The sequence below is a fragment of the Microbulbifer mixtoriginis (SeqCode) genome, assembly GCF_052467515.1.
The window spans coordinates 156,081-167,940 of the sequence record NZ_CP174314.1 but is presented as its reverse complement, the minus strand read 5'-3'; the positions used below and the strand labels follow the sequence as shown (position 1 = coordinate 167,940).

At 48.0% G+C, this 11,860-nt stretch carries 8 protein-coding genes; 6 read left to right on the top strand and 2 right to left on the bottom strand.

All coding sequences use genetic code 11. From position 1 onward, the window contains the following. Positions 1 to 8: 8 nt before the first annotated feature. Entirely contained in the window at positions 9 to 323 is a 315-nt protein-coding gene (locus ACJJIT_RS00730; protein ID WP_252083600.1) for a helix-turn-helix domain-containing protein, read from the bottom strand. 452 nt (positions 324 to 775) lie between these two features. Between ACJJIT_RS00730 and ACJJIT_RS00725 the strand changes: the two genes are divergently transcribed. Continuing rightward, entirely contained in the window at positions 776 to 1,810 is a 1,035-nt protein-coding gene (locus ACJJIT_RS00725) for an AraC family transcriptional regulator (protein WP_444899630.1), read from the top strand. A gap of 107 nt (positions 1,811 to 1,917) precedes the next feature. Here the strand turns inward: ACJJIT_RS00725 and ACJJIT_RS00720 are convergent, their stop codons facing one another. After that, a complete protein-coding gene (locus tag ACJJIT_RS00720) occupies positions 1,918 to 3,159 on the bottom strand; it encodes an OmpA family protein (protein ID WP_444899629.1) in 1,242 nt (413 codons plus the stop codon). Positions 3,160 to 3,536: 377 nt separating this feature from the next. Here ACJJIT_RS00720 and ACJJIT_RS00715 point away from each other — a divergent pair, with 377 nt between their 5' ends. The 5 genes from ACJJIT_RS00715 to ACJJIT_RS00695 all read left to right on the top strand — a co-directional run bounded on the left by ACJJIT_RS00715 (position 3,537) and on the right by ACJJIT_RS00695 (position 11,645). Further along, a complete protein-coding gene (locus tag ACJJIT_RS00715) occupies positions 3,537 to 4,745 on the top strand; it encodes an acetyl-CoA C-acetyltransferase (RefSeq protein ID WP_444899628.1) in 1,209 nt (402 codons plus the stop codon). 9 nt (positions 4,746 to 4,754) lie between these two features. Further along, positions 4,755 to 6,911 carry a 3-hydroxyacyl-CoA dehydrogenase NAD-binding domain-containing protein gene (locus tag ACJJIT_RS00710; protein WP_444899627.1) on the top strand — a complete coding sequence of 719 codons (2,157 nt, stop codon included), beginning with the start codon at positions 4,755 to 4,757 and terminating at the stop codon, positions 6,909 to 6,911. A gap of 141 nt (positions 6,912 to 7,052) precedes the next feature. Further along, entirely contained in the window at positions 7,053 to 8,201 is a 1,149-nt protein-coding gene (locus ACJJIT_RS00705; protein ID WP_444883005.1) for an acyl-CoA dehydrogenase family protein, read from the top strand. A gap of 242 nt (positions 8,202 to 8,443) precedes the next feature. Then, positions 8,444 to 9,637, top strand: coding sequence for a CaiB/BaiF CoA transferase family protein (locus ACJJIT_RS00700; RefSeq protein ID WP_444899626.1), 1,194 nt, complete (start codon positions 8,444 to 8,446; stop codon positions 9,635 to 9,637). Positions 9,638 to 10,109: 472 nt separating this feature from the next. Beyond that, on the top strand, positions 10,110 to 11,645 hold the full coding sequence (locus ACJJIT_RS00695; protein WP_444899625.1) for a cryptochrome/photolyase family protein: 1,536 nt from the start codon (positions 10,110 to 10,112) through the stop codon (positions 11,643 to 11,645). The last annotated feature ends 215 nt before the right edge of the window (positions 11,646 to 11,860 follow it).

Genomic DNA, 11,860 nt, shown 5'->3' with positions numbered 1-11,860 from the left:
AGAAAAGGCTATTCGATGCTGACTCCCAGCACCCGACAGATCACCGATAAGTTGCTTGTTACCCAATTGCGGTCGAATGAGCCCCAGTCGTGAAGCCGGTAATAGCCATCATTATGGCGCACCCCCTCCTGAATAAACTCCACCTGTGTGCCGTGGCCTGGTAACCCCTTGGCAATAATGTCCTGAACCGTGCGTCGCGGCCACCCGGTTGCCTCTTCCAGGGCTGGATTGTTGGGGCGGGGAATCTGTTCAATCAGATAGGCGATCAACATACGCCGACAAATAGTCGGATTCAGCTGGCTTTCGACGGATGCTGACGGCATCGGGCCACTCCCTCATTGGCATGTTTAGGTTATTCTTATCTTATCTGACTTTTCAGTCTAATTTATAGCCACCCTACGAGACGCTTTATCCAAAAGCTGATCATTGGGTTTGTTGGACCATTTATACTCCCTACGCCTGGAGAAAAACATAGCCAAATACTGGAGGACTTGCTCCTCACGCAAAGAGCGAAGAAAAGTGATATTGCTACGACCACTTACACTCTATCTGATAAGTGGTGGCGATAAATCAATGAACATACGTCTAACTTCGTGGAAAAAGCTGCAATAGCTACAGTTTTCATTAGCGCTACTTTACCGTGCAGCTCGCCAGAGTTGCCCTTTTCTTACACCCGCTGGGGATAAACCTGACTTTCACGCTCGCTTTGCGCATAATCTCTGCTTGCACGTAAAAATTACACCCAGCAAACAAGATCACGTTGAGGGCTGAGACAGTGGAAAGCGAGACTCCCAAACTCCGCGATGCGGACCCAGGTATCCTCGCCGCAGTAGTTCGCGCCCAGCTGGTGGGCGCCCAGGCAGCGGGGCTGGATTGCCAACAGTTGCTGCGGGACAGCGGGATAGATCCCGCCCATCTTGAAGATTCCGACAGCCGCATCGGCCGTGAGCAGATGGCCAGTCTACTGCGCCTTGAATGGGATTTATTGAATGATGAGTCAGGCGGGTTTTTAGCCCGCCCCTGGCTACCGGGTACTTTTGCCATGATGGGCCACGCCTGCATCAGCTGCCCCAACCTGCGGCGTGCTCTATTGCGCTCAGCACGCTTTATCAGCATGGTCAGCGACGACCTGCATATCAAGCTGGTAGAGGATGGCGAAGAGGCCAGGCTGATCATTCATCACAGCAACGAAAAACAATTGCCTAATCAGATTTTCGTAGAGTCCATTGCCGTTATCTGGCTGCGCTTTTTCAGTTGGCTGGTTGATCGCACCATTTTGCTCGAACGGGTGTTATTGGCCTTCCCGCCACCGGATTACAATGAGGACTACTGCGATATGTTCCCGTGCCGGCATTACTTCAACCAGGCTGAAACCTGCCTGGTTTTTAATACCCGCTATTTACAAATGCCGCTGGTGCGGGATGAACAGCAACTGGCAGACTTCTTATCCAGAGCACCGGAGTGCCTGCTCACCCAATATAAATCTGACCACAGCTTTACCGGTCGTATACGCCGTATGCTGCAACAACAGAACAGTATTGAAAATCTCTCCCTCGACGATGTGGCTGCACGCCTGTTCACCTCCCCGCAAACGCTGCGCCGGCGCCTAAAAGACGAGGGCAACAGCTGGCAGGACATCAAAGACTCTGTACGCCGCGATATGGCCGTGTACCAGCTAAAACAGCAGGAAACCGCAGTGGCAGAAATCGCCGAACGACTCGGCTTTTCTGAACCCAGTGCTTTCAATCGCGCATTTAAAAAATGGACCGGCCTCGCCCCCGGCGCCTACCGCGAGAAATTTCGCAGCTGATTGCCAGCGTTAAATTTCCAACATTAATGGGCGTTTTTTATCGCTTCACAAAATAAATAGCCCCACAGAAATGTAGGGCTATTTGCTTGCCAAGATTGTGAAAATATCTATTCGCTATTAACCACTCGTACACTAATACGCTCATTGTTCATCGGCTGCGGTGTTGTTTGCCCTGTCTCACTTTCCTGCACAGGTTTAGCGGATCCCATACCGGTGGCCGTCATACGATTAGCCGCAATCCCCTTTTGCAGCAACAGCTCCCGCACAACATCCGCTCTCTCTTGCGAAATTTCCTGCTCTTTAATTTCATTGCCCTCCCCTTGTACATGCCCTTCAATAGCAACCGTAAGCTGTGGGTTTTCCTGCATAATTTGTGCAAGTGCATCAATATCTGCGGACTGGGGATCAAGAATTTTTGCCGTGCCCTTTTCAAACTTCACTCGCAGAATAAATTCCTGGTTCGGGTCCCGATCAAAGCTCTTCAAGTAATCCCGCAAGTTACTAGAGAATTTATCCGGGCCCAACTGAGCCTGGGCGCTATTTTCATTGGGAGGAGTATCGCCAGCAGGCTGTGAGGGCGCTTCCATAAAGGCCTGTTCCTGTGGAGTCTCAAAAGGCTGGCCTGCCGCTTCCTCCTGCCTACCCTTGTCCATGCACATATTTAAGGCATAGAGGGCAATTAGTACCACTAATAACGGAAAAAACCAGCTGCTAAAACTTACGGGCTTTTTCTTTTCCACATGGCCATGCAGGGCTTGTTCCCGAGGTTCCTGAGGCTTGGCATGGCCATGGGTAACCAGGGCGGCCCCCAGATTATCAAACCCTTTTACATCAAGAGCATCCAGGAGTGCATCAGGGACCTTGTTGCGTAAAAACTCTCTCTGACCAATTAAAAATGAAGCCAAGTCAGAGACATCCATTTTGTTGGCTTTTACCTGAGCGCCTAGCAGGGCCATCACCAGTGGCAACACCAACTTTAATAGGTGGCCACCTTCATTACCCGGCAGTTCTGTAGTGGCTACTTTGGTCACTTCTTCGACCCGGGTACCAAATACTTTTTGCAGCATGGCATCACCGGCTGGCAGTGAGGCTTCCAACTTTGCCTTATCTGCAAAATGCTGCAAAACACTGGGGAGATCAGCAACTTCAGTGTCCGTAACCATATTGAACAAGTAAGCCATACCAGTTTTACTACTGGCTTTATTCAGCATGCCTGCAAGAACAAATGCGATTCCAGTATCCAGTGCTGACTGACCTTTCTCTGCCGGAAGGTTGAGTGCAGATGCCAGGGTACCGATACCCGAGCTGCCCAGTTGGCTCGCCGCCAGTTCCAGTAGATTCTCTGCCATAGTCGATCCTCACTGCCAGACAACCGCAAGCTAAAGCCACTCTTTAAATGGTGTTGGTGATGAATCAACCCAGATAAAGGCTTTTTCCTGTGAGCCAAAACCCACAACTAAATTTTTCGGTGGGGCTATTGCGGCTTAAATACAATCTAATCGGCTGCTATTCGCTGGCCGAAAATAAAAAATAAAGCGCCTTATTTGAGTGTACGGCACACCACTCATCGAGTTAGTTTGATTTGGAATAAGTAAAGTAAAAAGATTCGCTGCATTAATTATCTGAGCTGACAACCACGTCACCCCCCCTGGCGTCTTTCATCATTGCGCCGAAACCCCACACAACTATGGTTGTACCCACAATCAAAAATAAAGAGGCCATAACCGTGCCCAGTGAAGCCTATATCTACGATGCAATCCGCACCCCGCGTGGCAAAGGAAAACCCAGCGGCGCGCTGCACGAAGTCAAACCCATCACCCTACTCTCCAACCTGCTGCGCGAATTGCAACAGCGCAGCCAACTGGATACGGCCAGGGTCGATGATGTGGTAATGGGGTGCGTAACACCTGTCGGTGAGCAGGGCGCTGACATCGCCAAGGTCGCCACACTCAGTGCCGGTTGGGACTGGGATATTGGCGGCGTCACCTTAAACCGTTTTTGTGCCTCCGGTGCCGAAGCTGTTAATTTAGCCGCCGCCAAGGTCCGCTCTGGCTGGGAACAGCTTGTAGTGGCCGGTGGCGTTGAGTCTATGTCGCGGGTGCCCATGGGCAGTGACGGCGGTGCCTGGGCTATGGACCCACAAACCGCCATAGAAACAGGCTTCGCACCCCAGGGCATCGGAGCCGACCTAATTGCCACGCTGGGGGGCTTTTCCAGGGAAGATGTGGATAACTTTGCTCTGCACTCCCAGCGCAAGGCTGCAAGTGCCTGGCAACGTGGTGCCTTCAACAAATCCGTAATCCCCGTGCGGGACCAGAACGGCCTGTTACTTCTCGATCGCGATCAGTTGGTGCGCCCAGAAACCTCCATGGAGGGGCTTGCCAATCTCTCCCCATCTTTTACTGCCATGGGCGACCTCTGCTTCGATAGCGTAGCGATTTCCCGCTACCCCCAGGTGGAAGCTATCGAACACGTACATACCGCAGGAAACTCCTCAGGCATTGTGGACGGCGCCGCCGCCATTCTTATCGGCAGTGAGCAGGCCGGAAAAGACCTGGGCCTGACACCCCGGGCACGTATCGTCTCCGCCGCAGTCGTCGGCACCGAGCCCACCATCATGCTGACTGGACCCGCTCCCTCCGCTCGCAAAGCCCTCAGGGCTGCGGGCCTAAGTGCCCATGACATAGACCTGTACGAAGTCAACGAAGCCTTCGCTGCAGTAGTGCTGCGCTTCCAACATGAATTGGATATCGACCCGCAGAAGATCAATGTCAACGGCGGCGCTATCGCTATGGGTCATCCTCTCGGCGCCACTGGTGCCATGTTAATTGGCACCGTGCTTGATGAATTAGAGCAACGTCAGTTGCGCTATGGCTTGGTCACTCTATGTGTAGGTGGCGGTATGGGCGTGGCAACTATTATCGAAAGAGTCTAGGGGGAAAATATGAAATCTATACGCTTGGAAAGAGACAGCGATAACATTGTCCACCTGATTATGGACAACCCCAATGCCTCCGCCAATGTAATGGATCGGGATTTTACAGACTCACTACAGGCCGCGGTGGAGGAGATAAAACAGTGGGACTATGCGGGGATTATTGTTCGCTCCACTAAAAAAACATTTTTCGCCGGCGGCGATCTCAAGTCCCTCTATGCCGCAAAGAAAAGTGAGGCTCAGGAGTTTTTTAACTCTTGTGAGGCCCTTAAGGGAAACTTGCGCTGGCTAGAAACTCAGGGCAAACCTGTTGTAGCGGCAATCAATGGTGCCGCTCTCGGCGGCGGCTGGGAAATTGCCCTCAGCTGCCATCATAGGATCGCCTTGGAAGAGAACTCAGTAAAAATAGGGCTACCGGAAGTCACCCTTGGGCTGCTGCCTGGTGGTGGAGGCTGTGTACGTATGCCCCGCTTGCTAGGTATTCAAAATGCACTGCCCTTCCTGCTGGAAGGTAAGCAGGTAAAAGCCAAGCAAGCATTGGCAAGTGGTTTAATCCATGAGACAGCCCAAAATACCGGAGAGCTGCTCAATAAGGCTCGGGACCATATCCTCAGCAACGGTGAACAACAGAGCCTACAGCCCTGGGACCAGCCCGGTTACCGTATGCCCGGCGGTGACGCCAAAAATCCTAAAAATGCCCAGCTGTTGATGATTGCCCCCGCCATGCTGGAAAAGAAAACCCACGGCTGTATGCCCGCTCCTGAAGCGATACTGGCGACGGTTATCGAGGGCGCCCAAGTGGATTTCGACACCGCCACGCGTATCGAATCGCGTTACTTTGTCGACCTCACTTGCGGTCAAGTAGCAAAAAATATGATCGGCACCTTCTGGTTTGCTCTTAACGCGCTGAAGGCCGGCACCTCTCTCCCACCAGCCGCACGCGAATCGAAAACCACAGCTATCAAAAAGATCGGCATACTCGGGGCCGGAATGATGGGTGCCGGCATTGCCTATGCCTGTGCCAGCAAGGGCATTGAGGTTGTGCTGAAAGACATTTCCACCGAGGCAGCCTTAAAAGGTAAAAACTATGCAGAAAAGGCACTGCAAAAACGTCTGGAGCGCGGCCGAACAGACGAGGCACACGTACAGACTATCCTGTCTCATATTCACCCAACAGATAATGCCGCCGACTTGAGCGGTTGTGAGCTGATCATTGAAGCAGTGTTCGAGGACCGAGAGTTAAAAGCCGAAGTTACCCGCGAGGCAGAAGCCCAACTGGATAGCAGTGCTGTCTTCACCTCCAACACCTCCACACTACCAATTACCGGCCTGGCTCAGGCCTCTGCTCGGCCAGATAACTTTATCGGCCTGCATTTTTTCTCCCCGGCAGACAAAATGCCGCTGGTGGAAATCATCTGTGGTAAGCAAACCAGTGAAGAGACTTTGGCCCAGGCTTTCGCCTTCGTTTTACAAATCGGCAAGACGCCGATTGTTGTTAACGATAGCCGAGGCTTCTTCACCTCTCGAGTATTTGGCTGCTTTACCAATGAGGGAATTGGCATGCTTGGCGAAGGGATAAATCCCGCCACGATTGAAAATGCCGCATCCCTGGCCGGATTCCCAGTAGGGCCTCTAGCTGTGAGTGATGAGGTCTCTCTCACCTTAATGGGAAAGATTCGCCAACAGACAATTAACGACCTGCAGAAGGAGGGTAAAAGTGTCCCCACACATCCTGCAGAATCTGTAATTGATCATATGCTGGAACTTGGCCGCGCCGGCAAGTTGGCGGGTGGCGGTTTTTACAGCTATCCAGAAGGGGGTAAGAAACACCTTTGGCAAGGCCTGCAGCAGGAGTTTCCAGCGGCCAAACAACCCCCTGTTGAGGATATCAAGGAGCGCCTGTTATTTATCATGGCCATAGAGACACTGCGCTGCTACGAAGAAAAAGTGCTACGCAGCGTGCGAGAGGCCAATATCGGCTCAATTTTTGGTATTGGTTTTCCTCCCTGGACCGGCGGAGCCCTGCAATATATTAACCAATATGGCGTTGAAGCTTTTGTACAGCGCGCCCAAAAACTTGCCGAAACCTACGGGGACAGATTTTCTCCCCCGGAAACATTAATAGCACTCGCCGAGTCCAGAGAGGAGTTGAAGGATACCCATTAGTCACATAAAGACTGCGAAGTCACTGATGAGCGAGAAGACTCAGCAGAATTATCGGGGCTGCCACGGCCGGGCAGTCCCGCAATTGCACAAATGCGAAGAGTCTACAATTCCAGATAATAAAAACGAATGTTGGAGTTCAGAATGATACCGAGAACCGTTTACAACGAAGACCACGAGCATTTTCGCGATACCGTGCGAAAGTTCCTCGAAAACGAGGCCATCCCCTTTCACAGCCAGTGGGAGAAAGATGGGCAGGTCGATCGTGCTCTTTGGAATAAAGCCGGTGAAATGGGCTTTCTCTGCCCTCAAATCTCCGAATCCTACGGCGGCCTTGGGCTGGACTACGGCTATAACTCTATTATCGATGAGGAAATCGCCCGTGCAGGTCTTTCTGGCATCGGCTGGGGGCTGCACTCCAATATTGCCGTACCCTACATTATTAATTACGGCAGTGAAGAGCAAAAAAAGGAGTACTTACCTAAATGTATCAGCGGTGAAATTGTAACGGCCATCGCCATGACAGAGCCCGGCGCGGGTTCCGATCTGCAAGGAGTAAAAACAACCGCAATCAAGCGTGGCGATCACTATCTACTCAATGGTTCCAAGACATTTATAACCAATGGCCAGCACGCCGATCTAGTTATCGTTGTTGCAAAAACAGACCCCAGTGAAGGGGCTTCCGGAGTAAGCCTGTTATTGGTTGATGCCAAATCGGAAGGATTCAAAAGAGGCAATAATCTAGAAAAAATTGGCATGAAAGCTCAGGATACCTCCGAGCTTTTCTTTGATGATGTCAGAGTACCCCAGGAGAATTTACTGGGAGCTGAAGGCCAAGGTTTTGTCTACCTAATGCAGGAATTACCGCAGGAAAGACTCAGTGTAGCTATTTTTGCCATTGCCAATGCGGAAGCAGCATTAGGGTGGACTATTGACTATGTACGAGACCGCAAAGCCTTTGGAAAACCGATAGCCGCGTTTCAAAATACACAGTTCAAGCTGGCGGAACTGGACAGTGAACTCTCTGCCCTCAGAGTCTTTGTGGATCGTTGCCTGGAACTCCATTACGAGAAAAAGCTTGATGTAGCCACTGCAGCAAAAGCCAAATTACTCGCTACCGACTTCCAATGTAAGATGCTGGATGAGTGTGTTCAGCTCCATGGTGGATTCGGCTATATGTGGGAGTATCCTATTGCCCGATCCTGGGCTGACGCCAGGGTACAACGTATTTATGCAGGAACGAATGAAATCATGAAACTCATTATTTCCCGTGAAATTCTCCGTGATAACTAAATGCAATAACCCGGCGGTCTACACTATCGCCGGGTTCACCCTGCCACTGTATTAATAAGAGAACAATTAATCGCCGGTCCAATTTACGATTTCAACTACACCAATCTCTATTTGCCATCAACTAATAAATATAACTTTTCTACACAATTCGTTCATACTTGTCATACAAAAGATTAATTACATGTTTAACTTCTGAAAATTCCTTTACGTAAACCTCCAAATAATAATATATAAAATAAGTAATGAATAAATCTATCACCCCCCTGCAAGGCCTACGTATACTCGATTTCACCACCCTGCTTCCAGGTCCATACGCCACTATGTTATTAGCGGACATGGGTGCAGAGGTTCTACGTATAGAGTCGCCGAATCGTCCGGATATGCTTAGGGGGCTTCCACCTATGATCGACAGTGAAGATCCCGTTTCCGCAGCTCATGCAACAATTAATCGCAACAAAAAATCTTTGGCTTTAGATTTAAAAAGCCATGAAGCAAAGAAAATTATTGAAAAACTACTTTCTGAATACGACATTGTCATTGAACAATTCCGCCCAGGAGTCATGGATAAGCTTGGTTTTGGCTATGAAGACCTCAGTGATATACGCACAGATATTATCTATTGTTCAATCACCGGATACGGACAAGATGGCCCTCTTAAAATGCGTGCTGGGCATGATATCAATTATCTTGCACTCTCAGGGCTCGCCAGCTATTCCGGTCGGCAGAGCAGCGGACCCAGTCTGAGTGGTATGCAAGTTGCCGATATTGCCGGTGGATCCCACCATGCAGCCATGGCAATTCTTGCCGCCGTGTATCACCGCCAACAAACAGGCAGCGGCAGCTATATCGATATCAGTATGACCGACTGTGCCTATGCTTTGAATGCCATAAGCGGAGCCAGTGCTCTCGCAAATGGTGGAGATCCTAAGGTGGAAATGGAACTGCTTAACGGTGGAAGTTACTATGATTATTACCGTACAGCCGATGACCGCTATCTATCCGTTGGTAGCCTTGAACCTCAGTTTGCCGAAGCTTTCTTTCAAGGAATTGGGCATCCGGATTGGATGGTTCGGGTACTAGAGAGCGATCAGCAAGAGAGCTTGAAACAAGATATCTCCGAGGTTATACAACAACGTAAGCTGAGTGAATGGATTAATGTTTTCTCTGATCTCGACGCCTGCGTTGAGCCTGTTCTCAACTTTAGTGAAGCAACAGAAAGTAAATTGTTCAAAGAGCGGCAAATGGTTGTAAACGCAAAGACCAAAAGTGACAGCCCTCTCCTACAGATCAACACGCCCTTCAAGTTTAATGGAAAGAAAAATATACAACACCAAGCAGGCTCCAAACTGGGTGCCGATAGCCGATCCCTACTGAGCTCACTAGGGTTTAACACTAAGGACATTGACCGACTAATTGCTCAAAAAGTTATCGCTTAGACAACTCAAAAAACTGCCAGATGAATAACATGATCCAGAATCGCCCGAATATTCAGATGCATAAGAAATATTTGAAGTAAAGCAGTGAAAGGTATTCGCTGAAGAACTGCTAAGCCTACAATTCAAGTCGTATTTACATCCTTCGGAGGTTTTGAGGTTTTGAGGTTTTGATCAATTGTAAATGATAGCAGTCAACTTTAAGGACTCTTAGGGTTTATGCCCCCTATGCTATTTCTCACTTAAATAGCGTCAATCAATAGGCAAAATAAAGCAACTATAACAATCATAAACAGTGAACACATACAGTATACCATAATCATAAAATCAATGACTTTGGCGTAAAAGCGTAACTCCAATCTGCGATGAACTACTAAACTTTAGAAGTTATGAGACCTGAAAAGCATACAAGTAGCTTTACTCTTAACCAAATATAACCTTTTGAAAAAAACTGTATTCCAAAAAGGCTTTCCTTTTGAAAACGCTACGATTAATACTCGGCGACCAGCTCAACCATAAGCACTCTTGGTATAAATCAAGCAGTCCAGATATTTTCTACCATATTGCCGAGATACGACAGGAGACAGATTACGCCATTCATCATATTCAAAAAGTGGTTGCCTTTTTTGAATCCATGCAAACGTTTGCCGAGTGGCTGAAATCACATGGTCATCAAGTCATTTACTATCAGATTGATCACAAAGAAAATCGACAAAATCTTAAAGAAAATATTCGACAAATAGTTGCTCAGCTAGATATTCAGAAATTTGAATATCAACTACCTGATGAGTATCGCCTTGAAGAGCAACTAAATACAATAGTTCAAGAGTTGCAGATAGAGTATAAAGCCTATGACACAGAACATTTTCTAACCACCAGAAACTACTTAAAGGATTTCTTTAAGGGAAAGAAAACTCTCTTAATGGAAAGCTTCTATCGCCATATGCGCAGGGAAAACAATATACTTGTCGATACAAATGGGAATCCTGAAGGAAACCAGTGGAATTTTGATAAAGGGAATCGAAAAAAATGGAGTGAAGATCCTCAAATTCCCCGACAATACCTATTTCGAAAGAATGTGAAAAAAACACTTAAACGTATCCAAGCCGCAAAAATAAAAACCATTGGTTCTATTAACGCCAAGCATTTTACCTGGCCAACAAGTAGAGAAGATAGCCTCAAAGTCCTTAACCATTTTTGTAAATATCTTTTACCACACTTCGGCGATTACCAGGATGCGATGGACCCCAACGAGGCCTACCTTTTTCATAGCCGCCTGAGTTTTTCTCTTAACTGCAAATTACTATCCCCCAGTGAAGTTATCAATCGCACTATTGATCATTGGAATTCCAACAAGAAGGAAATTCATGTGAATCAAATAGAAGGGTTTGTCCGGCAAATTCTTGGCTGGCGGGAGTATATGCGCGGCATTTATTGGCAAGAGATGCCAAACTATACGAAGATCAACAAACTACAAAATCATAATTCGCTGCCCAATTTCTATTGGACAGCGCAAACGGATATGTACTGCCTTAAAAGCGCTATCAAAAACAGTCTTGAGCACGCCTATGCCCACCACATTCAGCGTTTAATGATAACTGGTAACTTTGCTCTTTTAACACAAACCGACCCAGACCAGGTAGATGCATGGTATTTAGGGATATATATCGATGCTATTCAGTGGGTAGAGTTACCGAACACTCGCGGTATGAGTCAATATGCCGATGGCGGACTGGTCGCAACAAAGCCTTATATAAGCAGTGGCTCGTATATCAATAAAATGAGCAACTATTGTGATAACTGCCGATACGATGTAAAGAAGAGAGTTGGTGAAGATGCATGTCCCTTCAATAGTCTTTATTGGAATTTTCTCTTAGAAAAGCGCAACTATTTTAAGAAAAACCCGAGAATGTCTATGATGTTCAGCCTCTTAGATAAATTGACAACGAAGGAAAAAAAAGATATCCAAGCTCAAGCCAGTAGTTTCATAAATTCTTTAAGCTGCAATTAGAAAATTCACTCGTCTGCTCCAGCCAAGAGGCTTAAATAAAATAACCTCGCAACCATCAACACTGCAGGCAGTAGTTCACCTATAAGTTGGTTTTCAAAAAAACGAAACAATAAAGAAAAGAAAGAGGAGGAATAAGAGGGGGCAAAAATTTAAATTAACCCAAGATACAATACAAAAGACAATACATATGGTATCTCGGGCTAACTCAATATGTG

Excerpts from the sequence above, each read along its gene's own strand:
- ACJJIT_RS00730 (WP_252083600.1), bottom strand. The coding sequence starts at position 323 with ATGCCGTCAGCATCCGTCGAAAGCCAGCTGAATCCGACTATTTGTCGG.
- ACJJIT_RS00720 (WP_444899629.1), bottom strand. The coding sequence starts at position 3,159 with ATGGCAGAGAATCTACTGGAACTGGCGGCGAGCCAACTGGGCAGCTCG.
- ACJJIT_RS00710 (WP_444899627.1), top strand. The coding sequence starts at position 4,755 with ATGAAATCTATACGCTTGGAAAGAGACAGCGATAACATTGTCCACCTG.
- ACJJIT_RS00705 (WP_444883005.1), top strand. The coding sequence starts at position 7,053 with ATGATACCGAGAACCGTTTACAACGAAGACCACGAGCATTTTCGCGAT.
- ACJJIT_RS00700 (WP_444899626.1), top strand. The coding sequence starts at position 8,444 with ATGAATAAATCTATCACCCCCCTGCAAGGCCTACGTATACTCGATTTC.